This is a genomic window from Clostridium sp. YIM B02555 (assembly GCF_022320955.1).
Lineage (GTDB): Bacteria > Bacillota > Clostridia > Clostridiales > Clostridiaceae > Clostridium > Clostridium saccharoperbutylacetonicum.
Genome location: NZ_JAKJJY010000003.1, coordinates 15,447 through 41,319, shown reverse-complemented (window position 1 = coordinate 41,319; position 25,873 = coordinate 15,447). Strand labels below are relative to the sequence as shown.

24 protein-coding genes are annotated in these 25,873 nt (G+C 29.1%); 6 read left to right on the top strand and 18 right to left on the bottom strand.

Annotated features, from left to right (window positions below; all coding sequences use genetic code 11):
* Window positions 1-42 precede the first annotated feature (42 nt).
* Window positions 43-999, bottom strand: coding sequence for an aromatic acid exporter family protein (locus L3B98_RS05685; protein ID WP_238916164.1), 957 nt, complete (start codon window positions 997-999; stop codon window positions 43-45).
* A complete protein-coding gene (cysS, locus tag L3B98_RS05680; RefSeq protein ID WP_238915930.1) occupies window positions 996-2,408 on the bottom strand; it encodes a cysteine--tRNA ligase in 1,413 nt (470 codons plus the stop codon). The genes L3B98_RS05685 and cysS overlap by 4 nt, the downstream gene beginning before the upstream one ends.
* Before the next feature lie 377 nt (window positions 2,409-2,785).
* On the opposite strand from cysS, the gene L3B98_RS05675 reads away from it, so the two are divergent.
* The gene (locus tag L3B98_RS05675) at window positions 2,786-3,397 is read left to right on the top strand and encodes a hypothetical protein (RefSeq protein WP_015392606.1); all 612 of its coding nucleotides are present in this window, start codon (window positions 2,786-2,788) and stop codon (window positions 3,395-3,397) included.
* Window positions 3,398-3,771: 374 nt separating this feature from the next.
* On the opposite strand, the gene L3B98_RS05670 is transcribed toward L3B98_RS05675, so the two are convergent.
* The 4 genes from L3B98_RS05670 to L3B98_RS05655 form a co-directional block, all read right to left on the bottom strand.
* A complete protein-coding gene (locus L3B98_RS05670; RefSeq protein ID WP_238915929.1) occupies window positions 3,772-5,124 on the bottom strand; it encodes an MATE family efflux transporter in 1,353 nt (450 codons plus the stop codon).
* Window positions 5,125-5,358: 234 nt separating this feature from the next.
* On the bottom strand, window positions 5,359-6,837 hold the full coding sequence (locus tag L3B98_RS05665; RefSeq protein WP_238915928.1) for an amino acid permease: 1,479 nt from the start codon (window positions 6,835-6,837) through the stop codon (window positions 5,359-5,361).
* Window positions 6,838-7,029: 192 nt separating this feature from the next.
* Window positions 7,030-7,815 carry a glycosyl hydrolase family 12 gene (locus L3B98_RS05660; protein ID WP_015392603.1) on the bottom strand — a complete coding sequence of 262 codons (786 nt, stop codon included), beginning with the start codon at window positions 7,813-7,815 and terminating at the stop codon, window positions 7,030-7,032.
* Between the two features lie 105 nt (window positions 7,816-7,920).
* Window positions 7,921-8,634, bottom strand: a complete 714-nt coding sequence (locus L3B98_RS05655) for an expansin EXLX1 family cellulose-binding protein (RefSeq protein ID WP_015392602.1) — start codon at window positions 8,632-8,634, stop codon at window positions 7,921-7,923.
* A 603-nt stretch (window positions 8,635-9,237) separates the two neighbouring features.
* Between L3B98_RS05655 and mmuM the strand changes: the two genes are divergently transcribed.
* Window positions 9,238-10,176, top strand: coding sequence for a homocysteine S-methyltransferase (mmuM, locus tag L3B98_RS05650; protein WP_238915927.1), 939 nt, complete (start codon window positions 9,238-9,240; stop codon window positions 10,174-10,176).
* A gap of 65 nt (window positions 10,177-10,241) precedes the next feature.
* On the opposite strand, the gene L3B98_RS05645 is transcribed toward mmuM, so the two are convergent.
* The 3 genes from L3B98_RS05645 to L3B98_RS05635 form a co-directional block, all read right to left on the bottom strand.
* A complete protein-coding gene (locus L3B98_RS05645) occupies window positions 10,242-11,996 on the bottom strand; it encodes a PocR ligand-binding domain-containing protein (RefSeq protein WP_238915926.1) in 1,755 nt (584 codons plus the stop codon).
* A gap of 280 nt (window positions 11,997-12,276) precedes the next feature.
* Window positions 12,277-12,990 carry an immunoglobulin-like domain-containing protein gene (locus tag L3B98_RS05640; RefSeq protein ID WP_238915925.1) on the bottom strand — a complete coding sequence of 238 codons (714 nt, stop codon included), beginning with the start codon at window positions 12,988-12,990 and terminating at the stop codon, window positions 12,277-12,279.
* Window positions 12,991-13,304: 314 nt separating this feature from the next.
* The gene (locus L3B98_RS05635) at window positions 13,305-13,796 is read right to left on the bottom strand and encodes a hypothetical protein (protein ID WP_077362654.1); all 492 of its coding nucleotides are present in this window, start codon (window positions 13,794-13,796) and stop codon (window positions 13,305-13,307) included.
* A gap of 188 nt (window positions 13,797-13,984) precedes the next feature.
* On the opposite strand from L3B98_RS05635, the gene L3B98_RS05630 reads away from it, so the two are divergent.
* The gene (locus L3B98_RS05630; RefSeq protein ID WP_077362652.1) at window positions 13,985-14,407 is read left to right on the top strand and encodes a hypothetical protein; all 423 of its coding nucleotides are present in this window, start codon (window positions 13,985-13,987) and stop codon (window positions 14,405-14,407) included.
* 103 nt (window positions 14,408-14,510) lie between these two features.
* Here the strand turns inward: L3B98_RS05630 and L3B98_RS05625 are convergent, their stop codons facing one another.
* The 3 genes from L3B98_RS05625 to L3B98_RS05615 form a co-directional block, all read right to left on the bottom strand.
* Entirely contained in the window at window positions 14,511-14,810 is a 300-nt protein-coding gene (locus L3B98_RS05625; RefSeq protein ID WP_238915924.1) for a SoxR reducing system RseC family protein, read from the bottom strand.
* A 79-nt stretch (window positions 14,811-14,889) separates the two neighbouring features.
* Window positions 14,890-15,339, bottom strand: coding sequence for a GNAT family N-acetyltransferase (locus L3B98_RS05620; protein WP_238915923.1), 450 nt, complete (start codon window positions 15,337-15,339; stop codon window positions 14,890-14,892).
* A gap of 104 nt (window positions 15,340-15,443) precedes the next feature.
* Window positions 15,444-15,908 (bottom strand): pyridoxamine 5'-phosphate oxidase family protein, encoded by a 465-nt coding sequence (locus L3B98_RS05615; RefSeq protein ID WP_173696392.1) that lies wholly within the window; start codon window positions 15,906-15,908, stop codon window positions 15,444-15,446.
* A 134-nt stretch (window positions 15,909-16,042) separates the two neighbouring features.
* On the opposite strand from L3B98_RS05615, the gene L3B98_RS05610 reads away from it, so the two are divergent.
* Window positions 16,043-16,594, top strand: coding sequence for a hypothetical protein (locus L3B98_RS05610; RefSeq protein ID WP_238915922.1), 552 nt, complete (start codon window positions 16,043-16,045; stop codon window positions 16,592-16,594).
* 29 nt (window positions 16,595-16,623) lie between these two features.
* On the opposite strand, the gene L3B98_RS05605 is transcribed toward L3B98_RS05610, so the two are convergent.
* Complete coding sequence (locus L3B98_RS05605; protein WP_238915921.1) at window positions 16,624-17,160, bottom strand: cysteine hydrolase family protein; 537 nt, start codon at window positions 17,158-17,160, stop codon at window positions 16,624-16,626.
* A 140-nt stretch (window positions 17,161-17,300) separates the two neighbouring features.
* Between L3B98_RS05605 and L3B98_RS05600 the strand changes: the two genes are divergently transcribed.
* On the top strand, window positions 17,301-18,185 hold the full coding sequence (locus tag L3B98_RS05600) for a LysR family transcriptional regulator (protein ID WP_238915920.1): 885 nt from the start codon (window positions 17,301-17,303) through the stop codon (window positions 18,183-18,185).
* 46 nt (window positions 18,186-18,231) lie between these two features.
* On the opposite strand, the gene L3B98_RS05595 is transcribed toward L3B98_RS05600, so the two are convergent.
* Window positions 18,232-18,438 (bottom strand): hypothetical protein, encoded by a 207-nt coding sequence (locus L3B98_RS05595; RefSeq protein WP_238915919.1) that lies wholly within the window; start codon window positions 18,436-18,438, stop codon window positions 18,232-18,234.
* Window positions 18,439-18,782: 344 nt separating this feature from the next.
* On the opposite strand from L3B98_RS05595, the gene L3B98_RS05590 reads away from it, so the two are divergent.
* Window positions 18,783-19,505 (top strand): DUF975 family protein, encoded by a 723-nt coding sequence (locus L3B98_RS05590; protein WP_077362643.1) that lies wholly within the window; start codon window positions 18,783-18,785, stop codon window positions 19,503-19,505.
* Between the two features lie 114 nt (window positions 19,506-19,619).
* On the opposite strand, the gene L3B98_RS05585 is transcribed toward L3B98_RS05590, so the two are convergent.
* The 4 genes from L3B98_RS05585 to pflB form a co-directional block, all read right to left on the bottom strand.
* Window positions 19,620-21,095, bottom strand: a complete 1,476-nt coding sequence (locus L3B98_RS05585; protein ID WP_238915918.1) for a nitrite/sulfite reductase — start codon at window positions 21,093-21,095, stop codon at window positions 19,620-19,622.
* Window positions 21,096-21,926: 831 nt separating this feature from the next.
* Window positions 21,927-22,640: a Crp/Fnr family transcriptional regulator gene (locus tag L3B98_RS05580; RefSeq protein WP_015392587.1), complete on the bottom strand. Its 714-nt coding sequence runs from the start codon at window positions 22,638-22,640 to the stop codon at window positions 21,927-21,929.
* A gap of 29 nt (window positions 22,641-22,669) precedes the next feature.
* On the bottom strand, window positions 22,670-23,380 hold the full coding sequence (gene pflA / locus L3B98_RS05575) for a pyruvate formate-lyase-activating protein (protein ID WP_238915917.1): 711 nt from the start codon (window positions 23,378-23,380) through the stop codon (window positions 22,670-22,672).
* Window positions 23,381-23,563: 183 nt separating this feature from the next.
* Window positions 23,564-25,792, bottom strand: a complete 2,229-nt coding sequence (gene pflB, locus L3B98_RS05570; RefSeq protein WP_238915916.1) for a formate C-acetyltransferase — start codon at window positions 25,790-25,792, stop codon at window positions 23,564-23,566.
* Window positions 25,793-25,873: the final 81 nt, after the last annotated feature.

Here is a 25,873-nt window from a genome sequence, read left to right as displayed (position 1 = left end):
ACATAAGTCTAATTCTAGCTTTGGATATCTTTATTATTACTCTTAAAAATATTCTTTAAATTCTCTTTTTGCATTTAAGAAGTCCTCTAAATCATTTAAAAATTGAAATAATAGAGCTCGATTTTCAAATTCTTCTCGATTTTTAGGCAATTCCATATTCTTATAATCTTTTCTTAATAAATTCAACCTTTCAAGCAATTCAAGGCAATCATTATCTTCATGAAGATTCATGGCAACATTATTAGTAAACTCTGATAATATTTTAGTTTGCTCAAAGGTCATGTAAAATCTTGAAAAATGCCTTTTCATTCTTTTTATAACTTCTAATTGAATTATTCTCATTTCAATATAACTTACATAATAATTATTTATACTAAATAAATTGTTATTATTTATAGCTTGGGCAATTAACTTAGACTTATTAACTAACCCTTCAACCTCTAACAATATTTTTTTCTCATATATTGGAACAGTTTGGGTTACTAAACTAACAGCCATATCTGATAATATACCCCTATAGCAATCTTCTATTCGTGCTTTATTCTTATCAAATTCATCATCTAAAGATGATGAATATAAATTGAACAACATTGCAACCCCAATGCCAATTATAGTTAACTGAACTTCGTTTATAATCCAAGAGACATTAATATCAGTACTCGATAAAAGATGAGTTGAGAGAACTGCACCCATTACCATTCCATCTTCTATTTTTAGCAATATTGTCCCTGAAATAAATATGAGTAAAAATAATCCAAACACTATTGGACTATTTCCTAATAACCAAAATAATAAAAAAGATAATAGTATTGCTGCAGCACATGCTATTAATCTTCTACCAGCAACTAATAAAGCTTCTTTCTTTGTTTCTTGTATGCTCAGTATTGCAATTATACCTGCTGTTACTCCAAATTTTAAGCCTATATAATTAGATATAATTATTGCTATTGTTGCTGACAACGCCATCTTAAAAGTTTTTGATTGTAAATATTTCATCATCTTAACTTCCACACAGTCCCTTCCTTAGTATCTGTAATTTCGATTCCTTCTTGAAGCAAAGCCTCTCTAATTTTATCAGACTTGTCCCACTCTTTATTAACTCTAGCTTGAGCTCTTTCATTAATTAATCCTTCAATATACTTAATTCTTTCTTCATTTAGTTTATTATTCCCTTGCTCTTGAATTAAATTTAAAGAAAAAATCCTATCAAAATCTTCTATTAATTGTTTCTTTTCATTATTACTAATATAATTATCTTTTATAACTTCATATAAAACAGTAAAAGCATTTGCTATATTTAAATCATCATTTATGCATTCCTTAAAATCTGACTTATACTTATTTACTGCTTCAACATTGGTAACTTCAGTAATATCTATGTTAGCAATAATACCTGATATCTTTTTTCTTAAGCTGTCTAACGACTTTTTAGCTTCTTCTAGTTTATCATAAGTAAACGCTAATGTTTTTCTATATTTTGATTGTAACACATAATATCTATAATCTATTGGTGAAAATCCATCCTTTATTAATTTTTCCAAAGTTAAGAATTCCCCACTTGATTTAGACATTTTTTCGCTATCAGTTGTCAAAAACTCTCCATGTATCCAATAGTTTATCCATTTATGACCTAAAGCACTTTCAGATTGAGCTATTTCATTAGTATGATGTACAGGTATATGATCTACTCCACCACAATGAATATCAATATATTCTCCTAGATACTTGATAGCCATTGCAGAGCACTCTATATGCCAACCAGGAAACCCTTTTCCCCAAGGTGATTGCCATTGAAGTATATGATTTTCATATTTAGAATTAACAAACCATAGTACAAAATCAAAGGGGTTTTTCTTAAATTCATCAATTTTAATTCTACTTCCAGCTTTCATTTCATTCATGTTTAAGTTTGCTAATTTATGATAATCCTCAAATTTATCTATTGAAAAATAAACATTTCCATTAGCTATGTAGGTAAAACCTTTTTCCTCTAACTTTTTTATTAAATTTATCATGTCTTCAATATGTTCAGTTGCCCTTGCTATTATGTTTGGCTTTTTAATATTCAATTTTTCTAAGTCTGATAAGAAACTAGCTTCATAAAATCTAGCTAATTCCAAAACACTTTTATTTTCTCTCTTAGCACCAAGTTCCATTTTATCTTCACCAGTATCTTCATCCGATTGCAAATGTCCCACATCCGTTATGTTTATCATATGTGTAACTTCATAGCCCTCATACTCTAATGCCTTCTTTAATATATCTTCAAAAATATAACTTCTCAAATTTCCTATATGGGCAAAGTTATACACCGTTGGTCCACATGCATACATTTTTACCTTCCCAGCTTCTATTTCTTTAAATTCTTCTTCCTTTTTACTTATGGTATTAAAAATTTTTAATGTCATGTCCTACCTCCAATAGATTTATTTTCCTTGAAATAATTAGCAATAAAAAACTGCAGCTAATTTGTAGTTTTACTTATAAAATAAGAAAACTACAGAATTCTCTGCAGTCACAAATAAAATTAATTATGAAATATAAAGGATTAAAAATCACATTATGCTGCAGCTGTTTATAATTTTTTTAATACATAAAGAACAACAACAGCAACAAATATTCATTTTATTATCCTCCCTTTAAAATCAATTTAATATTTTTATTATATTTAATTTACTGTTATTTTTCAAGAATATTTAACATTTTTTTTACTCTTATCTAAATCTAAATTAATATAACTAGAATACTATATTAGTATAATAATGATTTAAAGGATGGTGTATAAATGCAGACTAAAAATTTAGTAGCCTATGACTATAGAAATGCTGTACTCCCAAACATCACAAAAAAATTTAAATCTATAAAAAAATCAAATTGGATAAAAACTTTTGTTATTTTGATATTTTTAAGTATTTCGATTTTTTTCCTCTTAGATTTTTATAAAGTATTAACTAGCACAAATAATAGAATTTCTTTCGTTACAGATTTTAAAGTAGATATCAATAAACTTAGTGAAACAGCTCTTATACTACAAGCAAAAATGGACTCAAAACCTAATTCTGAAATTAATAATTATGGCTCTGATGGAAAAACCATCGATGCTAATGTAATTTCATCTGATTTATCTTCAGCCATTGTTAGTATTGCTGATACTAATAATGATGGACGATTATCCTTTGAGGAAATTTCAAATTTAAAGTTAATGAAATTAGATGTTGATACTTACAAAAAAGAACTTAAAGAACTCCAATTCAATTTAAGATCAGCAGATTGTAATTTAAAGAATTACCTTGTAATAACTAAAGGAAAATATGCAGGTACAATACTATATAATGGTCCTTTAAAATTTATTGATGATAAGAACAAAAGATATTTTGGTTTAGATTTGAAACTATAATAAAGATATCCAAAGCGAGAATTAGACTTATGCAACAATTACCGAAATCTTATACATTTATCTTCCACAGGACTAGTGAAATTTTCGCTGGAAGGTTCTAAGTGGAAGGTTGCACCCATTTCTGCATGTTCCTAAAGTAAATTTATGACAAGCAGAAAATGGAACAACCTTCCACTAACAACCATCATCAGCTCAATTTCACATGCCTGCTTCCAGAAAAATGTATCTAATTTCTAGTGTAGTGTTACGATTATAATTTCTTGATAATACATACATATTCCATTTATAAGTTTAAGTATTAATTTGGATATCTATATAATAAAACAACCAAAAAGTATATTGGCTGTTTTAATTTCAAAGTTAAAATTATATCTCTAACACCTAACAATATTTCCTATAGTAGAATTATAATTTCTTCTATGCCTAACCAACATTGGGACTTCATATAGAAGCATAATTATCCATCCTGCAAAGCAACTTATTGCAATACCAACTATTCCGAACTTTGGTGCAAGTAAAAAGGCAAATATTACTCTCCCTGCCATTTGAGAAAAAGTTGATATTAAAGTCACCTTCAAATCCCCCATTCCTCTGAAGTAACCTTGAATTCCATTTGTCCATGTAGGTAATAAATAAAAAAATGCCATAAAATGAAGATAGGTGACTCCCATTTCTAAAACCTTTCCGCCTTCATTTGGTACAAATAATCGCATTAAGCTATTTGCTCCAAAGTATACCAATCCAACTAGAATGAACCAAAACATTGTCTCCATCTTCATTCCTACCCAAAGACCTCGTTTAATACGATCATATTTTTGAGCTCCCCTATTTTGCGCTAGAAAAGTTGTCATTCCACTAGCTATACTTTGTTGTGGAGTGAAAGCAAAATCATCGATTTTAGTAACAGCATTAAAAGTTGCAATTGCATCCACACCCAAAGGATTTACAGCAGTTTGTACTAAAACCTTTCCTACATAAAGACAAGTTTGTTGCATTGCAGTAACCGAACTATAATTTATTGTAATTTTTAATAAAGCTTTATCCAAAATAATTTCTTTCCTAGCGAAATGGAGTAACGGAACTTTCTTATATATATAGATAATACAAAACAAAGCTGAAAACATTTCTGCTGTTACTGTAGCCAAACCAGCTCCAGCAACCCCCATTTTAAAGTAAACTACAAAAACAATATCCATAACCACATTTAATACTGCTGATATGCTCAAAAAAATTAATGGTGATTTTGAATCTCCTATACTACGTAAAGTCGCTGAAAAAAAATTATATAGAAATGTAAAAATTAGTCCACAAAATATAATCCTTAAGTATATTGCAGATTCCCCCATAATTTCTTCTGGGGTTTGAATCAATCTTAAAATAGGATCAACTAAAATTACACATAAAATAATCATAACTATGGTGAATATAAGTCCTGCAAGAATTGTAGTAGAAACTTCTCTTTTAAATTTTTTTATATTATTTTCACCAAAATACTCACTCATAAGCACTGATGCTCCCATGCAAATTCCTACAATTAAAAATATAGTAATATTCATAACAGGATTTGCCGTCCCCACTGCTGCTAATGCCTTTGTTCCCACGAATCTTCCAACTATTATTGAATCTGCTGCATTATATGTCAGTTGAAATATATTCCCCAGCACCAAAGGCACAGCAAATTTAATTAAATGTTTATATATGCTTCCGTGCGTCATATCTGTAACCAAACTTAATCCTCCTTTGTTTTCTTTAAAAACTATTCTTATGCTTTATTATCTCAAAATTATAAAGTACAAGTTTAAGCTTAAAACACTATAAATACTATATAATTAATCAAATCGAGCCTCGCACACGTGTTCAAAATCAATTATATACCTTTTCTATCTTCTTCTCAAATCTTTATTTCCCCAAAAAATACTGACCTCAAAATTGTGGCCAGCATTCTTTATAATATATTTTACTTATTGAAGTTCTTCTTTAAGTTCAAAATCACACTCTTCAAGTGGAACTATTTTTGTTTTCTTAATAAATTTATATCCAAAGTATAAGCAAATAAATATAGGAATAGTAATATAATTTGTGATGAAATCAAACCAACTGAAAGTTTCAGCTTGAAAAATCCATATATTAGCTCCAAATATAACAATTACACATAAAATCACTGAGATTATAGGACCATACGGATAAAATTTAGCTTTAAATTTTAAGTCCTTTAAATCTTTACCTTGAGCTATATATGCTTTTCTGAATCTGTAATGGCAAATACCTATACCAAGCCATGCAAAGAAGGCCATTATTCCTGAAGCATTATAAAGTATATAGTATATCTTTCCATCTCCAATTAAAGACGCAAAAAATGCTGAACATGCAACTATAGTTGTAACGTATAATGCATTCATTGGAACACCACGTTTATTTACTTTCCCTAAAAACTTAGGTGCTTTTCCTTCAAGGGCTAAAGCATATAGCATTCTTGAAGATACATATAACCCTGAATTTCCACAAGACAATACAGAAGTTAAAATTACTGCATTCATAACACTAGCTGCAAAAGCTATACCGCATTTTTCGAAAACCATAGTGAAGGGACTAAACGCTATATTATCTACGCCACTTTTCAATAAATTTTCATCAGTAAAAGGAATAATAAATCCTATTATAATAATTGCTCCAATATAAAATAATAAAATACGCCAAAAAACTGTTTTTATTGCTTTTGGTACATTTTCTTGCGGATTTTCTGATTCCCCAGCAGCTAGTCCAACTATTTCAGTTCCTGAAAAAGAAAATCCTGCTACTAAAAATACATTTATAATTCCCAAAAAACCACCAATAAAAGGTCCTTTATTACCATTAGCATCTGATAATGTCCAATTACTAAACCCTGGAGAACCATTTCCTAAAATACCTACTATCATAAGTATACCAACAATAATAAATATAATTATTGTTATCACCTTAATACTTGCAAACCAATATTCACTTTCACCATAAGCTTTAGCTGATAAAACATTTAAAATAACAATAATAACTAAAAATATAATACTCCACATAGTTCCATTTGTATCTGGGAACCAAAACTTAACTATAAGTGAACCTGCAACTAATTCTGCTGCTACACAAATTGCCCAACAAAACCAATAATTCCATCCTAATGTAAATCCTAAAGCAGGATCAACAAATCTTGTAGCATATGTCTCAAAAGAACCTGAAATAGGTAGCAGAGTTGACATTTCTCCTAAGGACATCATTAATAAATATACAACAATCCCCATTATTAAATAAGCTAATAGCGCTCCGCCAGGACCAGCTGTACTTACAGCACTTCCACTAGCAAAGAAAAGGCCTGTCCCAATAGAACCTCCTATTGCTATCATATTCATATGTCTTGCTTTTAAACTTCTACTCAGTTTATGTTTTTTTTCATTATCAACTTCCATAACTATCCCTACCTATCCTATATAATTTGTAATAAATAATAATATTGTTTTCAATATTACCATAAAAAGCAAATCATATCAATAATGTACAGAAAAGAAATAAAAGCTGCAACTTTGAATAAAAATGAGTTGCAGCTTCTTTTTCATTATTAGGCACATTCAAAAAAATAACAAGTTCATGTGCCTTATTTTTTAATTAAATGTTACAGAAAAATTATTGGTATTAAAATTTTGACCTTTACCGTTATTATAGCTTGATGTAATTTCATATCCAAATTGAACATTATCAAATTGAATATCACCGTACCACTTTGGTGTATTCTTAATCCAGTTGATTATTGCCTTAATGTCTACATATCCTGAATTGGTATTTCCATTAGTTCTTACAAATGAATAAACCATGTTTCCAGTATTATTTTTTCCATTATTTCCTCTATATACATTCCATGTATGTCCCCCTATATTTACATTTTTGTATACAGGAACAGCACCAGCTGAATCATAGTTATATGAAATAGGACTTACTGCACCATATTCATTCATCCATAACATAATCTCATGCTTGTTTTTACTTGGATAATTAGGATCATACTTGCTAGGATCGCTTAACCATATATCATAGCTGGTTTCCATTGCGTTTCCACTTGTAGGAACCGTAACATTAAAGTTACTTGTAAGTGTGTTTACAGCACTTACCTTTCTGTTTATTGATTTTTCAACATGTGGGTAAGACTTTATTCCACCAGTATTAGGCTGCGCTGACCATACACCCCAATTACTATATGAGTTAGCCCACATGCTTTGAGCACCTGCGCCACTCCCCCATACGTCATTATTAAACGTATATCCACCATTACTCCATGAACCGTACTTATCAGTTGTTGACCATGCTGCAGCACTTGCTTTAACAGCTCCACCACTCATTAATATTGTCGCGAATACAGCAACTGACATTCCTGCTTTTATCACTTTATTCATATTTTTGCACTTCCTATTATTTATTAAAGATTAATGATATATTAAATAACTTTTAATTATATATTGTTAAAATAAATACGTTTTTATTTATTGATTTTAACTAATTTAGTCTGGTAATTGAACATGTCCAGGAATAATATAAGCTGAAGAATTACCATATTGAGGTAAAGCCGGTATTGTGTCCGTAACCGCTATTCCACGGATATCTGTGATTCTTATTTTAATAGAGCCTGTCCCCATTCCATTTCCAACAAAATGGTTATATGGCATCTTTGTCATATTAATCCAAGTATTATTCTTTAGAAATTCCATTTTCACAACAGGATATTTATGATTTCTTACTTGAATAGCTGCCCAGTTTGGATTGCTACCTTCTTTTATACGATAAGAACACATTCCAGTAATAGGTGCTTTTACTATATGCCAACTAATATTGATTTTTCCAGCAGACATATTACCGATTTTAGCAAAAGAAGTTGGACAAAGATCCAAAGCTCCATTAGCTCCTTCAGGATATAAATCTGTAACATATACAGTAGTTTTCCCCTTTGGACCTTGGACTTCTAAATATGCACCAGCTAAAGCTGCATTTATCCCATTATAATTAAAGTCAGCAGGATCTAAGGCGGTAATCTCCATTTTAGGAGAAATAGGATCTAGAAGTGCTGCACCTCCAGAATATCCAGAACCAGTATATGTAGCATAGCTTGAGTGATTGTCATTCCAAGCTGCAAAGGCTTGGATAGAGGAACAGAATAAAAGATTCATGGCAACTACAGTAGATACAATAAATTTTCTTTTTAAACTACTTTTTTTCATAAAAAAACCTCACTTTCAAACTTTAAATTATGTATTACAAAGCAAGCTAAATGTTATGTATAGATTTATTATTCCAGAACTTTCCACAACATTTTATTATTTTCTTCATAATTTTTTATATCCATTATTGTTTATGGACCTTTAATCATATATTGTCACAATATTTAAACAAAATAAATACCTTTTCCTCTAAACACACAAAATCATGCATAAAAGGCAAAATAATTCATTTATTGGACTCATTTTTTAAAATTGTATTTTTATTCCCAAAAATAGACGTTTTATAACTTTATTTACTTCCATTTTCATCTCCACCTATCCTATACACTTTGTAATAAATAATGATATTGCTTTAAATATCACCGGAATATTATAATATAAACAATATGCTTTCTTTACATCCTTATTATGTTATAATATAAAAAATCATCTAATTTCGGGAGGTCTGTATATTATTGGAATTGTTGCGCAAAGTCCAATCGGTCAAGGATGTAAAGTTAAATTTGAATTTGTTGAGCTTGAAAACAAAAAAGTAAAAGATGTACGAATTGTTGAAAATTAGTTTAAAAATATTATTAATACATAGAAAAGAGGAATATAATTATGAATCCAATAGAAAATATTTTAAAAGATTTCCCCCTAATTATTTTAGATGGAGCACTAGCTACAGAGCTTGAAAATAGAGGCTGCGATATAAATGATTCACTTTGGTCTGCTAAGATTTTAGCTGAAAAGCCTGAAATGATCGGAAAAGTACATTATGATTATTTTGCTGCTGGTGCTGACTGTGCAATAACTTCAAGCTACCAAGCTACTATTGATGGTTTTGTGCAAAAAGGATTTTCTGAAGCTGAAGCCATATCTCTTATAAAAAGATCTGTGCAAATTGCTAAAAAGGCAAGAGATGACTTTTGGAATAATTCTGAGAATAGAAAAAATAGACCAACTCCTTTAGTTGCTGGTTCTGTAGGTCCTTATGGTGCTTATCTTGCTGATGGTTCAGAATATCGTGGAGATTACAATATTACTGAAGAAGAGCTTATATCCTTTCATAGACCAAGAATTAAGCTGTTAATTGAAGAAGGCGTTGATATACTTGCTTGTGAAACAATTCCAAGCCTTATGGAAGCAAAGGCTATTATTAAGCTTCTAAAAGAATTCCCAAATGTTTATTGTTGGATTAGTTTCAGCTGTAAAAATGAATTAGAAATAAGTGATGGAACTCCTATTGCTGAATGTGCTAAAAGTCTAGATGATTATAGTCAAGTAGCAGCAATTGGTTTAAATTGTACTGCTCCTCAATATGTACAATCATTGATTACTGAAATAAAGAATAATTCTAATAAACCTATAGTGGTTTATCCTAACTCAGGTGAAAAATATGATGCTAATTCTAAAACCTGGCACGGTAATTCCTCAAGTCATTCTTATTGTTGTAATGCAAAAGGTTGGTTTGAAGCTGGAGCTAAGTTAGTTGGAGGATGTTGTAGAACAACTCCTGAAGATATTAAAGCCATAGCTGAATGGAGTAGAAATCTTTAATCATAAAATTAAAACAAGGAAGCTAGCAATTTTTCTATTGCCTAACTTCCTTGTTTCTTATAATTCTAACTTCTTTCAAATTGCTTAATTGCATAAATGTCTGAAAATTCAATTCTTACCTTTTCAACACGGTTATTTAAACTATTACTTACCAATTTATAGTTTTCACTGCTATTATTTCCATCCACAATTTTAACAGGGAATTTTATTATGAATTTTGTTCCAACTCCACACTCACTTTCTACAGATATGGTTCCCCCTTGCATTTCTACTAATGATTTTACAAGCGATAATCCTATTCCACTTCCCTCTTGATTTCTTGTAAATGACTTATCAACCTGCCTAAATCTATCAAATATTATATCTATTTTATCTTTAGGTATGCCAACTCCATTGTCTTCAACCGAAATTGTTAAATACTCTCCTCCATCAGCTATGTTAACAAGAATGTGTCCACCTGTATCTGTAAATTTTACAGCATTAGATAAAAGGTTAAGCATTATTCTTTCCATCTTATCTAAATCACAAGCTACTATTTTTTCTTCTAAATCTGTATCAAATATAAGCTCCAAATCATTTGTTCTTGCATATTCTACAACAGATGAAACTATGTCTTCTACAACCTCAACAATATTGCAATTTATCATATTTGTTTCCAAAAAACCAGAATCCAACTTTGTCACATCAATCAAGTTATTCACTAACCTCATTAATCTAAAACAATTTTGTGTTTGAATATTTATATTATCGTAAATTTTTTTTCTATTAATATTTTCTTTTTCCAAATTCATCATTAAAACTTTATTTGAACATAGTAAAATATTTAATGGTGTTCTCAACTCATGTGAAATATTTGCAAAAAATTCTGTCCTTAACTTATCTAGTTCTAAAGCTTGATTTTTAACAGTTAATTCAGCTTGCTTTCTTTCTGATATATTTCGTACAGTTCCTAAAATACTTTCTCTTCCATTAATATTTACAATACGTATATTAATTTCAACCCAAAATTCATTATTATCCTTATCTATACAAATTAATTCAAGTACTAATTTCTTTTCAACCCTTAACCTTCTAATTATTACATATAAGGACATTTCATGATATGGTGAATTATTAGAAATGATATTATCAATATTTTTATGTAAAAACTCTTCTCTAGAATAACCAAACATAACCGTAGCTGTTTTATTTATGTCCAATATATTCCCATAAAAATCAGAAATAAATATTGTATCATTTACAGAACTAAAAATAGAATTTAAATACTCTTGACTTTTTTTTAATTTTTCTTCTGATTTTTTGTACTCTATTAGCCTTAAACCACTTTCAGCCATTGTTTCGATCAAGCCTTTATGATACTCAATTATGTGATTGACTTTTTCTCTTGATAGAATAGGAACTTTACTAAGCGCTTCGAAGTAATCTTTTTCATCAAACCCAAATTTCAAAGCCTGCTCTTTAAAAAACTCTATATTAATAGCATCATCGTCATAAAAAAATTGTCCAAAATAAAGCGTTGCAATATGACTTCCTGAAATAATAATTGGTATTCCAATATCCCACATTCCATTTTTACATTTATATTCCACATACTCACCATCTAAGATATGTTTTTTTAGATAATTATCACTTTCTAAACAAAACTTACAAGTGGTATTATGTGCCCTATGAAACTTATTGCATATATCAAGCCATCCAACTTCGAGCTCTATAGTTCCATCAATACTTATAATTGCAAGTGGAATTTTAGCTATAGCATAAATATTTTCTGCAATTTTTTTAATTGACTCAATATTTACTAATTCCCTAAAAGTAGTCATCTCATATTCTCCCATCAATCAAACATTCCATGTTTCAAGATATACATTAATGTTTTAAAATATTATGTCATTACATCTATGTATTAAACAGTATTAATTTCATATTTTTTACATAAAATTAACTATCACAATATAGTGACAATAATTTCATAAAATTCTATAAAACTTTGACCTCTTCTTAGTTACTTCTTAATATATATATATTTGTCGTTAAGTTTCAACTAAATCTTTAAGGAAAATGCACTGATTTAAATAAATTAATCAGTGCATTTTATCCTTATTAACTTAACTTTTCCTTTAAATCAAATTCTACAGTGTAATCTTCTGAACCAATTCTTTTTGTTACCCTATATTTTCCTGGGGTAAATTGAGTGAAGCCTTTCAAAACATTTAGTGAAATTGTTCCCTCTTCAGTATCTTTTGGATTTATAACTACTGATTTATCATCAGATTTAGTAAACTGTGAAAAAGTATGCCACATATCATCTTCAAACTTACTTACGACATAATCCGCTTTACATACACGAATTTCATCTGTATTGTTTGTAATGTAAAATTTAATTTGCTTTGTTCCAAGTACATATGCACTATTCTCAAGCTTTAAAGTAACTCCATCTAATGTAAATTGACTTTTAACATCAGTATTATTTAGAGGTTTTGAACCATCACTTTTTTGTATATTAGCTTGTTCGCTGTTTCCTTTATCTTTTTCAGCTTCTGTTAAATTATTTTGAATTGACGGAATCAAAGCACCATCAGATCCTAATATATAATATCCAATTCTAGTATCATGTAGCATATAACCGTCTTGTCCAAAATAATATAACTTTCCATTAATTTCTCTCCAACCAATAGAATATGAATTTCCCTCAGTATTCCACCAGCCATGAGAATCCTGTTTCCATTCTGCACTTGCTCCTACTGAATTTAATGCAAAAACTGATCCTACTAAAAGCACACTAGCTATAACTTTTGTAAATTCTATTCTTTTCATTTTAATTTTCCTTTCATTTTTGATTCGACAATCTTATTTATTCTTATTCATATATTATAACATAACTGGTAATTATAACATTATTCTTTATAAAAAAACTTTTTACATACATTGATAAAACAAAATACACAACTCAGTTAAATATTCTTTTCTATATATTATTGACAGATTTTACTGCATTACAAATTCCTAAAAGAATAAAAAAATAGAAGAAACTATTGTAAAAAGTTAACCTACCTAATGCAATGTTTCCTAATTAAAAACATTACACCATTTTTTACAATAACTCTTCTGTACGTGTTTCTTATATTTCATTAAGATTTTCCTTGTAATATACCCTTTTCATTAATATACAGACCACTAACATTTGTATTTACTTCCATTCCTCCGTCATCATTTAAGTAATACCAATTACTATTAAACTTAAGCCACCCAGTCCTCATTTTTCCATCATTTCCAAAATAATACCACTTATTTTTATCCTTCACCCATTCAGTTTTCATTTTTCCATCACTTCCAAGAAAATACCATCTATTATTACTTAGTATCCAATTTTTTTGTTTTTCACCATTAATAATAAAATACCAACTACCATTTTCTTGCTTCCATTCATTTGAATTTGAATTTAATGTTGAACTTGAATTAGCTGTTTCTTTTTTAATTATTTCAGATTTTGGCTTTGATTTATTACTTTCATCGCTAACTGGAATTGATGTTTTTATTGCTAATAAAGTCCCTGCAGCTGCACTTGCCATAATTACAACTATTACACTTGTTATAGCAAGAATAACCGTATTCTTTCTCATATTGCCTACTCCTTATTTTCGTCATTAATAATTTATTTTACCAAACTTTCTAAATTATTTCCATTGTATTTCAATTAAAATATTAACAAAAATGTATTTTGATAATTATTGTGTAATAATAAACCTAGTACTATAATATAACATAACTATGAAGCAATTATTTATTTAAATTATGGAGGGCAAAACTTGTGAAACGATATATTGATAAGACAAGACTTTTTGATGATTTTAACTTTAAGTTAATTGTAATTAATTCTTTATTAGAACAAAATCCATCCTTTGAAGCTGAATTAGAAAAAAACAAGGAACTTTACACAGACAAATATGAATGGTATTCAAATGCAGGACCCATTGAAGAAATGTTAGAATTTTTTGAAGAACTTTCACTAACTCAACAAGACATAGATAAAATTACAGACTTATATTTTGATGGCGGAAATGATATTTATGGTTTAATTATTCCTGATTGGGATGGAGAAGATGACTTCTTTGATGTACACTCAGTACAGGGCTTTGAAAACTTACCAAGCCTCGAAACTGTTGAACTTATAAGCATGTGTGATGAAGAGGTATTAGAACCTATGAGAGCAAAAGGAATTTCAATTGAATAATTTCATCAATTAATCTTTTTTCTATTTCTGTAAACGTAGACATATTAATAGTATGCTACTAAGTGGCATACTATTAATCAAATTTATCTAATATGTATTTTTATTATAAATCATCCCAGTATATTTTTTTAGCTTTTTCGTCAACTTTAGAAGCTTTGTCAAATAACTTTATTCCAATTCCAGCAATTATCACTCCCACTAATCCTCCAATTATTTGAAAAATAATAGAAGATGAATTCATTGCTTCCCCTATACAGGCTCCAAGATACGCACCTAAAATTACTGCTATTATAGGGAAAATGAACATAACAAATGCTGCTAATAGCATATTGGTACTTTTTTTACCTTGTACTTTCTTATTATTTTGATTATGGATAACTTCTTCTTGATTTCCCATTTTCATCTTATTCACCTTCCATGATTTTATGTCTATATAATTATTATAACATATAATAATTTCATTAATAAATAATTTTAAAATGCTACGAATTAGCCTTTTCAAAGATTTTCAAAAAATTCATTTGCTTTTTTATATTAATAAATCCATGTCTTTGGTAAAATCTATGAGCATTCAACCTATCAAATCCAGTACTTAATCTTATTCCGCTATATCCATTTTTCTTAGCCCACTGTTCCAAATTATTCATCAATTCATTTCCTATGCCGTTATTTCTATACTTTTCTTTAACCACAAATCCCAAAACATTTATTAATAAATCCATATAAAGCAATTCATACGGGCTTCCATGAATATATCCAATTACTTCTGCGCCATGCTCGGCAACTAAAATAATATCCTTTGCATTTTCTGTTATATTTTGAATTCTTTCTTTTGTCTTTTTTATTGAATATAAATACCCTAGTTCTTGATTTAATGTGTATATATTCTCATAATCAGTTATTTTTATTTTTCTCACATTTATTTGTTCCATTTCTCTCCCTCTCTTATACCTATTAATATTATATATATATATTAAATTATATAATAAATTCAAGAAAAATTCCAAGTGATTCGTCAAATTTTATTCAATAGCAATTATCTTCTAGCTTTACCAGAAATATGTTCTATATCTATCTTTATTACATTCGTTTTTATGATAGATGCTGAAATATACTTCTTTCCATTTTCTATGTAATCCGGCGAATACTTATTTATTAATTCTAGAAGAATCATATTTTTTTCTTCTCCTAAAACTTCATTAGCTTTTCCAAATACAATTACACTTTCATAATTTGTACTAAATTTATCAGGTAAAACACAGGTATCTCCAACTACGCAAAAAGAAACCTTATTGCTATTTTTTAAATTTTCTAATTTAGTTCCTTCTGTAGCACAATGAAAATATAATGCATTATCTTTATAGACATAATTAATAGGTAATCCATATGGGTATCCATTTTCACCTATTGTAGATAAAACTCCATAATCACATTTTTCTAACATGACTTTAGCCTCTTCAGTACTAATTAATCTGTCACTTCTTCTCATCTCTTTAAACATATCTACGCATCCCTTCATTAATCTAATTATTCTTCCTATAGCTTTAATATCTATTTTGACTATTTCACTTTATTGTAACACTTCTTATAAAGGAATAATATATTAAATTAAAGCATTTAAATTAGTAGGATACAATGGAATTCAAAGGATGGAATAGTTTTGAAGACTTAGCTAAAGCTTGTGGATATGCTAACACCAATAAGGATAATACTAACAAAACTCAATCAAAGAGTAGTAATACTTCAAATAATATGGGCTGTTCAGATATTCCCAATGGATTTCAATGTTTAAATCCAGCATTATTTGTTGTGATAGGAGAAATTCTTGGAAATATAATTGCTGGAAGTATTCCTTATAATGTTCAAAATGCCCTTGGGAATTGGCTTGAATTAGTTGGGCAAGCAATTTTAACATATAATTCTCAACAACAATACTTTCAAGGAGGACCAGGTAGATATTTTAGTCCACTCAATTATAATGTCAACAATCCTTTTTGCAACACAAATCCCACAAATACTAACCAAGATTCTATTTCAAAAAATGATAACAAATCCCCAAAGAATAAAAAAGAACATACTCCAGACTCATCTATTAATACAGATACAATAAGGCTAGCTGAATTAGAAGCCTGCGTAAATCAATTAAAATCTGAAATAGAGCAACTCAAAAATAAACTAGATAATTGAGTTACTCTAATACAATATTCAAATAAAAATCAGTTATTCCTTAAAATTTTCACTGTATCTTCCATTGGAATAACACTAGCAAATCGATTATTCCAAATTTTATAATTATAAAATTCATAAAGTTTCTCACCAGATAGATACTCATTATCAAAAGTTGAATTTGTATCTTCTGGAATAATTATTTTATATTCATAATCAAAAGCACTTTTTAAAGTGGCATCCATGCAATATTCTGTTTGTAACCCTACAAGAATAATTGTATTAATGCCTTTTTCATCCAAGTAATTTCTTAATTCAGTTTTATGAAAAGCGCTATTATATTCTTTTTCAATGATATACTCATTATCGTCAGGTACTATTTCATCATAAATCTGCCAGCTGTCTGTACCCTTTTCCAATTCACTGCCAATCCCATCATCATGACGTACATATATAACTTTATGCTTATTTTTTCTGGCTTCTAGGATTAGTTTTTTAATATTCTCAATAACTTTTTTTTCATTATACGGATGATTCTTAATCAATTCATTTTGAACATCTACAATCATTAAAACAATACTACTCATATGTTTTCTTCCTTTCATTTAAAAAAATCTTTTTATTATTTACAATTCCGATTATAAAAAAGGTTTTTCAATTTGTACAACGAATATATTCAATAGTAACAATCAAAAAAATTAATTATAGATAAGGAATAATACAAAATATGGATAATGATCTTTTAACAACTTTCATCTATTTAGCTAGGCTTAAAAACTTTACAAAGACAGCTGATCAGCTTCATGTAGTCCAATCTACTATCACTAGTAGAATAAAACATTTAGAATCTAATATAGGTGAGACATTATTTATACGAACAAATAAAAATGTTGAGTTAACAAACGCAGGTGAAGCTTTTCTCCCTTATGCAAAGCAATTACTTAGTTTGCAAGAATCTGCTATTTTCCACCTTAGAAATCTTGAATTATTTAATGATACACTTAATATTGGAGTTGTACACTCTATTTATGACTGCCATGTTCAAGAAATGATTCTTAAATATATGCAGCAAAACAAAAAAATTGCTATAAAAGTAACTATTGAACACAGTGAAAATCTTATACAAATGCTCCATGAAGATCAATTAGATATTGCATTTATATATTGGGACATTAAGTCTCCTAAATTTGTATGTGAGCCTTTCTTTAGTGATAAAATTATACTACTAACTGGAGCACAGAATAGAAAATTAATCTCTAGTGGAATAACAAACGAAGAACTTAGGAATCTTCCATTATTGTGCTCAGCTATTCAAACTGATTCATTTACAGAATGGTTCTACTCAATTTTCCCGAAAAATTATGTTTATCCTTTAGATATAAATATTAGCAGTAATATTATTACATTTTTAAAAGAAGGAATAGGATATAGTTTTTTATTAGAATCTGCTGCTAAGAAGTTTATTCAAGATGGCTCACTAATTGAAGTAAAATTACTTGAAAGTACTCCACCAAGCATGGAAAGTTATCTCCTAATTAATAAGCAGAGAATTAATTCAATTGGAGTAAATCAGTGGCTTACAGAGTTTATTCCGCAAATTCTTCTTGACTAAGATAACATTTACATCAAAACGAACTCTATTTCTAGAGTTCGTAATATTATGCATTCCTATTGATAAATTTACTGGCATAGTCAATCAAAACTTGCAATTCTTCTAATTTCCCTTTTTGAAATTGATTGTTATCATCTTCCCACATTGCTTTCTCATCACGAAGTTTTCTTATTATTCCTCGTAATGTATCTTTATCATTTTTGTTTTTTTCTATGGTTTCTTTAAAATTTTCTTTAATCTTTTCAATAACCACAAACCTCACTCCCCTCAATATATCTAATTATACAAGAGAAGACAAATTCCTTCTTATATTTCTAGCAAATATGAAATATTATTAAAATTTCTATTCACTATCAACCTTCTAAAATAAAAATGAAATCATGAGAAAAGACTAGCAATTTAATGAAATTCGTAGATTTGATATGTTTGGAATATACATCCAACTTTAAAACGTCTTTTTTGACATTTTCGTTAACTTGTTATATGGTATTTTATAACTTATAATACTTTTATGTTATCTATCTTATATCATATTTAATAGCTGAAACTTTATAGAATTTCAAACAAAATAATTTAATACTTAAATGGGGGAAATATATGTGGAGTAGAAAAGAACTAAAAGAAAGAGCTAAAGCTATTTTAGCCGTAAACTATTGGAATGCATTTTTAATTAGTATAATAATTGCTTTAGCAGGTGGTAATAATTTATTGAGTGGAGGTAATCATCACTTTAATAACTCAAGACATTCTATTTTTTTTAATTTTTATCATAACAGCTTTATTCATTGGAAAGTCATGTCATTTTCTTTATCTGCAATTCTGATATTATTGGCTATTCGTATTTTTATTGGATATTGCTTAGAAGTGGGTGGAAGAAAATATTTTATTAACTCGGCTCAATATCTCTATGATAAAAAATGCTTTAGTTTTGGCTTTTACGAAGAACATTATCTTGGAATAATAAAAGCAATGCTAGCAACAAAGATTTTAATTTTTATTTGGAGCTTGTTATTAGTTATACCTGGCATAATAAAATCATATTCTTATAGAATGGTACCATACATTCTTGCTGACAATCCTAATATAGGAGTTGAAAAGGCAATTTCCTTAAGTAACGAAATGACCATGGGACATAAATTAGATATGTTTGTATTAGATTTATCATTTTTGGGTTGGTACTTATTAGGTACACTAGCATTTGGAATAGGAATATTTTTTGTAATGCCATATGATAATGCCACCAAAGCTGAGCTCTATTTATCATTAAGAGAAAATGCTTTAAGAAATAATTTATGCTCTTATAATGATTTATTATTATAAGAGAGTATCCTATAAAAATAATATCTATTTTGTTCAAGGATATGTGATACTAATAATAGCAGTAAAATTATGGTATCACAATCCATTTATATTTTAAGCAGCATTTTTTAGCTTTTATTCAAAATCAGAATATATATCTGGATTTCCATTAATACCCTCTATATATGAATGCTTCTTTACTAATGCCCTTATTTCTCTTTCTTTATTTTCTATAAAAATGCCAAAATCTTTACATTCAGCTTCCACTTTCAATTTTGCCAATTCTTCAAAAAAGCTAGGTACCCTTTTTGCTGGAACTTCTCCATATATTTCTCCAAGCTTCTCAGCATCTCTTCCTATTTTTTCATTAAATAATATAGAGTATACTGGTACAAGTCCATCTTCAGTATATCTTTTCTTTCCAATAAGTCCAATTATACTCTTTTGAGGTTGAGCGCATGAATTTGAGCAGCCAGAAATAATTATTTCTGGTAAAGCATTTTTTATTTCAAAAGATTTGTCTTTGAAGGTTTCAATAAGCTTATATAGTAGTGCTTGTGAATTATTTATTCCAAATTTACAAATCCTAGCTCCAGCACAAACCACTGAATTGTCTATACTAAATTTAGAGGAAAAATATGAGGTTAAATCCACTAGTTTTTCTGCATCAAGTTTATTTAAATCTCTAACAAAAAATCCTTGTGTCAAATTTAATCTTATAGATACTGCATAATCTAAATCCCTTATAAATTTCAAAATATCCTCTAAATTATTAATAGAAATATTGCCATTCGTAGGGTGAACATGTACCGAATAATACCCATCTTGTTTTTGATTGATTATTCTATTGCCATATTTGTCATTACAATCTTTTTCAGTAACTTTTTTTGCTTTTTCTATTTTATCATGATCATGATTTATATTAAGTTCTAAATTTTTTTCACTTTTAACTTTATTTAATTCATTTTTGAATTTTTCTATAAATTTTTCTTCTCCTAAGCTTTTAAGAACAAATCTTAATCTAGCTTTTCGTTTATCGTTTCCGTCCCCTTCTCTTTCAAAAAGTTGCTTCATAGCTTGTACATAATTTAATACATATTTGTCTTCAATAAATTCTTCAAGCTTTATACCAACTCTTGGATTCTTACCTAAACCACCAGCCACATATACTTCAAAGCCCCTTTTTCCATTAACAGTTTTAGCTATAAACCCTATATCTGCAATGGTTGCATTAGCTGTATCTTCAAAATTATTTGAAAAAGCTATCTTATATTTTTTAGGCGAATTTAAAGTTCTAGGAACTTTCATCATTAAATCAACAACAGCTTGCATATATGGTGTAACATCAAAAGCTTCATCTTCCGCTACTCCTGAAAGAGGAGAACATGCAACATTTATTTTCCATTGGTCATTAGTAGCCTTAGTAGTCAATCCAGCTTTACTAAGTTCCTCTAATACCTCACTAGAAACTTCCTTTTTAACTGACAACAGTTGAATTTCCTGCCTTGAGGTGAAGCGTATTTGATTTCCTCCATATTTCTTTGCCATATTACTTATTATTTCCAATTGATCAATTGTTATACATCCGCCAAAAATTCTCGGTCGTATCATATTTTATCTTCAACCTTCCTATATTTATTCCTATAATTGAGCTAAAGGATTAATCTCCCTATTCATGATAGTATAATAAAAACTGTTTTTCTTTATTAGCTTACTTATAGTTCTTGTAGTCTTATCAATAATTACAGTTGTTCTAATAATATCATTAAACCTGTTTTTTTCCCATGTTAACAGTCACGCTTGAACTTAATATCAAGAAATTCCGCAGAAAAAGCGAATGTCCAAATCTTGAATTTGACTACATTAACTTTCTTCTTGGAGCTTTGCTCCTTCATCATTCATTATTAATCATTCCTCTTCAATAACCCTAGGTTTCATAAGTCTCTCAGATTTATGAAATTCTATACTTTCATATACATTAATATAGATATCCAAATGAATAACCAAACTTATAAATGTAATATACATGCATAATTGAGAAATTATAACCGTAACACTTCACTAGAAATATGATACATTTTTTTCTGGAGCAGGCATGTGAAATTGAGCTGTTGAAGGGTATTAATGTGGGCTTGTTTCATTTTCAGCTTGTCCAAAAGTGAATGTCCAAAAAGTAAGTGTCCAAATTTTATATTTGGAAACACGAACTTTCTCCCTTGAGCTTTTATATTTGGAAACATGAACTTTCTCCTTGGGGATTTTACATCTGGAACACGCTAAAATGACGACAAGCCCACATTTAGAACCTTCCAGCGAAAATTTCACTAGTCCTGCGGAAGATAAATGTATCATATTTCGGTAATTGTTGCATATATCTAATTCTTGATTTGGATATTTATAATAAAAAGTTCACTACTACAAATGTAATAATGAACTTTTACTTTAAATATAATCTTGTAATCCGTCCTTATCAAGGATTACAATTGTTTTTGTTCCTATTATTTCAATTAGTTTTTCAACTTCAAGCTTTTTTAGTTTTCTACTTATGGTTTCTCTAGTAACACCAATATAATTTGCCATTTCTACTCTTGATAATGGTAATTTAATATATATTTTTCCATCTTTATTTTCACCATATTTTTCTGCTAAATCAATTAATAAATAAGCCATTCTTGAATCCACATCATTAGTTGCAAGATTTTGAACTAGACTTTCAATTCTCGCTAGCCTTTCTGCAACAGCTTCTAGAATTTTTATTCCAATTTCCGGATTCCTCATCATTATGGCTCTCATTTCATCTTTAGTAATAGTACATATTTTTGAATTCTCAATTGCTTTAGCATTAAATCCATATTTAGATGGTTTTATAAGCTCTAATTCACCGAAAAAATCTCTCCCAGAAAGTACATGTAAAATTTGTTCTTTTCCATCTTTCGTATATTTATATAATTTTATCTTTCCTTGATTTATAAAATATAAGGTCTTAGCAACATCTCCTTCTATAAAAATAGTATCTCCCTTTGCAAATTCCTTATGTTCTATAATATCTGCAATTTCTATAATTTCTTCATCATTTAAATTTTCAAATATTGGAACTTTACTTGCACAAAACTGACCTACAGAATTATTGCAGCAATTCATACACTGATTATTCACAATCTATTCCTCCATTGTCAGTTAAATTATTATTTCTCGAATATTTCTTTTTGATACTTTTTAAGTAAATCTTTATCCATTGCCTTTACACCTTCAAGAGGATATTTTATTTCCAAAGTATCATACTTATTCTTTCCAAGTAAATGATACGGAAGTAATTCCACTTTTTCAACATTAGGTATTGTATCTACATATTCCTTTAATTCTTTTAAATGCTCCACACCATCTGTTATTCCAGGAACAACAACATGTCTTATCCACATTTTAGTATTATTTCTTTTCATAGCTTCTAAAAAATTTAAAGATTCGTCTATTTCCATTAAAGTGATATTCTTATATCCTTCTCTAGTAATATGCTTTATATCAAATAAAACTAAATCAGTATATTTCAAAATTTCATCATAATCACCAAAGCCATATCCTGCAGTATCTATACAAGTGTTTATACCTTTGCTTTTACATAATTTTAAACATTCCAATAAAAATTCTGGTTGTCTTAGCGGCTCTCCTCCGGAAAAGGTAACCCCTCCTCCGCTGCTTGAAAAATAGGATTTAAATCTTTCTATTTTTTTCACTAATTGCTCTGGAGTATATTCTTCTCCACCATTCATAGCCCAAGTATCAGGATTGTGACAAAACTTACACCGTAAAGCACAACCTTGCAAAAATACAACAACTCTAATTCCAGGTCCATCTACAAGTCCCATTGTTTCTATTGAATGAATTTTTCCTACCGCCACATTAATCACCGCCCTTCTATAGTTTACAATTTACAGGTTACAGTTAATTATGTCAAGCTACAGTTTACAAGTTACAATTTACAGTTATTTATCTAAAGTGCAAGAAGAAAAGCTGAAAGCTTTTCTTCTTAAGTATATATTTTAGAAATCCCGTAGAGATTTCATCCTCAACTGTTAACTGCCTTAAATGCTTTCATGGAAAGTTCTACTTATAACTTCTAATTGTTGTTCCTTAGATAATCTGCTAAAGTTAACAGCATATCCTGAAACTCTTATTGTTAAAGTTGGATATTTATCTGGATTTTCCATTGCATCAATCAAAGTTTGTCTGTTAAGAACATTAACATTTAAGTGATGTGCTCCTTGTACAAAATACCCATCTAGTATTGCTACTAAGTTAGTAATTTTTTGATTTTCATCTTTTCCCAAGGCATCTGGTACTATTGAAAAAGTATTTGAAACTCCATCCTGACAGATTTCATTATATGGTATCTTAGCCACTGAATTTAGTGATGCTAATGCTCCATTTATATCTCTTCCATGCATTGGATTTGCTCCTGGTGCTAATGGTTCACCTTTCTTTCTTCCATCTGGAGTTGTTCCTGTTTTCTTTCCATACATAACATTTGAAGTTATTGTTAATGCTGATAATGTGTGTTTTGCATTTCTATATAAAGGATGTTTCTTAAGTTCATTTGAGAATCTAGTAACTAATTCAACACCTAAATCATCTGCTCTATCATCATCATTTCCGTACTTAGGGAAATCCCCTTCAACTTCAAAGTCTACTGTTATACCTGCTTCATTTCTGATTGGCTTAACCTTTGCAAATTTTATTGCTGACAAGGAATCTATAGCTACTGAAAGACCTGCAATACCAAAAGCCATTAATCTTTCTACTGCTGTATCATGAAGTGCCATTTGACCTGCTTCATAAGCATATTTATCATGCATAAAGTGAATTATGTTCATAGTGTCTACATAAACCTTAGCAACATATTCTAATACCTTATTATAATTTTCTTTAACTTTCTTAAAGTCTAAAATCTCGTCTTTTATAGGTTCAATTCCTGGTACAACCTTAATCCCTTTTAATTCATCTACTCCACCATTGATTGCATATAAAAGAGATTTAGCTATATTTGCTCTAGCTCCAAAGAACTGCATTTGCTTACCAACCTTCATTGCTGATACACAACATGCTATGGCATAATCATCCCCATAAACTGGTCTCATAACTTCATCGCTTTCATATTGAATAGAATCTGTTTTTATTGAAATTTCTGCACAATACTTCTTAAAGTTTTCTGGTAATTTATCTGACCATAAAACTGTTAAGTTTGGTTCTGCTGAAGTTCCAAGATTAATTAAAGTATGAAGATATCTAAAAGAGTTCTTAGTTACAAGTGATTTACCATTGATCCCCATTCCACCAATTGATTCTGTTACCCATGTAGGATCTCCACCAAATAATTCATTGTATTCTGGAGTTCTTAAGTGCCTAACCAATCTTAATTTTATAATTAATTGATCTACAATTTCTTGAGCTTCTTTTTCTGTTATAACTCCTGCTTCTAGATCTCTTTCAAGATATATATCTAAGAAGGTTGAAGTTCTTCCAAAAGAAGTTGCTGCTCCATTGTTTTCTTTAATTCCTGCTAAATATCCAAAATATAAATGTTGTGCTGCTTCTTTTGCATTTGCAGCTGGTTTTGATATGTCTATTCCATATTTAGCTGCCATAGATTTAATTTCACCTAAAGCTCTGATTTGCATTGATACTTCTTCTCTTTTTCTTACTAATTCATCAAGCATATCTCCATTTAAATTATCTAGATCTATCTTCTTTTCCTCTATTAAATAATCAATTCCATAAAGAGCTACTCTTCTATAGTCCCCGATTATTCTTCCTCTTCCATATGCATCTGGAAGTCCTGTTAAAAGGCCTGCACTTCTTGCTGCTCTGATTTCTTTAGTATATCCATCAAAAACCCCTTCATTATGAGTTTTTCTATACTTAGAAAAATGCTTTTCTATTTCTGGATCTAATTCATAGCCATATTCCTTTAAGGAACTTTGAACCATTCTAAGTCCACCAAATGGATTTACTATTCTCTTTAGTGGTGCATCTGTTTGAAGTCCAACTATAACTTCATTGTCTTTATCAATATATCCTGCTTCGTAGTTATCAATTCCTGATACTCTATCTGTCGCAACATCAATTATTCCTTTTTTAACCTCTTCAACTATAAGAGCATATGCTTTTTCCCATACTTTACTTGTCTTTTCAGTTTTATCTTCTAAGAAGCTTGAATCACCTTCGTATAATTTATAATTTTTTTGTATAAAGTTCCTTACATCTATTCCTTCTTGCCAAGTTCCTTCTTTAAAGCCTTCCCATTGTTTAAACATAATTATTTCCTCCTTGCCTATTATGAGAACTTTAATATCTCATATTTAGAAGCCTTATTATTTAACTTAACTTCTGACTCT

What these genes read in the sequence shown, in the direction of transcription:
- L3B98_RS05685 (WP_238916164.1), bottom strand. Translation starts at nt 999, where the DNA reads ATGATGAAATATTTACAATCAAAAACTTTTAAGATGGCGTTGTCAGCA.
- cysS (WP_238915930.1), bottom strand. Translation starts at nt 2,408, where the DNA reads ATGACATTAAAAATTTTTAATACCATAAGTAAAAAGGAAGAAGAATTT.
- L3B98_RS05675 (WP_015392606.1), top strand. Translation starts at nt 2,786, where the DNA reads ATGCAGACTAAAAATTTAGTAGCCTATGACTATAGAAATGCTGTACTC.
- L3B98_RS05665 (WP_238915928.1), bottom strand. Translation starts at nt 6,837, where the DNA reads ATGGAAGTTGATAATGAAAAAAAACATAAACTGAGTAGAAGTTTAAAA.
- L3B98_RS05660 (WP_015392603.1), bottom strand. Translation starts at nt 7,815, where the DNA reads ATGAATAAAGTGATAAAAGCAGGAATGTCAGTTGCTGTATTCGCGACA.
- L3B98_RS05655 (WP_015392602.1), bottom strand. Translation starts at nt 8,634, where the DNA reads ATGAAAAAAAGTAGTTTAAAAAGAAAATTTATTGTATCTACTGTAGTT.
- mmuM (WP_238915927.1), top strand. Translation starts at nt 9,238, where the DNA reads ATGAATCCAATAGAAAATATTTTAAAAGATTTCCCCCTAATTATTTTA.
- L3B98_RS05645 (WP_238915926.1), bottom strand. Translation starts at nt 11,996, where the DNA reads ATGACTACTTTTAGGGAATTAGTAAATATTGAGTCAATTAAAAAAATT.
- L3B98_RS05640 (WP_238915925.1), bottom strand. Translation starts at nt 12,990, where the DNA reads ATGAAAAGAATAGAATTTACAAAAGTTATAGCTAGTGTGCTTTTAGTA.
- L3B98_RS05635 (WP_077362654.1), bottom strand. Translation starts at nt 13,796, where the DNA reads ATGAGAAAGAATACGGTTATTCTTGCTATAACAAGTGTAATAGTTGTA.
- L3B98_RS05625 (WP_238915924.1), bottom strand. Translation starts at nt 14,810, where the DNA reads ATGAAAATGGGAAATCAAGAAGAAGTTATCCATAATCAAAATAATAAG.
- L3B98_RS05620 (WP_238915923.1), bottom strand. Translation starts at nt 15,339, where the DNA reads ATGGAACAAATAAATGTGAGAAAAATAAAAATAACTGATTATGAGAAT.
- L3B98_RS05615 (WP_173696392.1), bottom strand. Translation starts at nt 15,908, where the DNA reads ATGTTTAAAGAGATGAGAAGAAGTGACAGATTAATTAGTACTGAAGAG.
- L3B98_RS05610 (WP_238915922.1), top strand. Translation starts at nt 16,043, where the DNA reads ATGGAATTCAAAGGATGGAATAGTTTTGAAGACTTAGCTAAAGCTTGT.
- L3B98_RS05605 (WP_238915921.1), bottom strand. Translation starts at nt 17,160, where the DNA reads ATGAGTAGTATTGTTTTAATGATTGTAGATGTTCAAAATGAATTGATT.
- L3B98_RS05600 (WP_238915920.1), top strand. Translation starts at nt 17,301, where the DNA reads ATGGATAATGATCTTTTAACAACTTTCATCTATTTAGCTAGGCTTAAA.
- L3B98_RS05590 (WP_077362643.1), top strand. Translation starts at nt 18,783, where the DNA reads ATGTGGAGTAGAAAAGAACTAAAAGAAAGAGCTAAAGCTATTTTAGCC.
- L3B98_RS05585 (WP_238915918.1), bottom strand. Translation starts at nt 21,095, where the DNA reads ATGATACGACCGAGAATTTTTGGCGGATGTATAACAATTGATCAATTG.
- pflB (WP_238915916.1), bottom strand. Translation starts at nt 25,792, where the DNA reads ATGTTTAAACAATGGGAAGGCTTTAAAGAAGGAACTTGGCAAGAAGGA.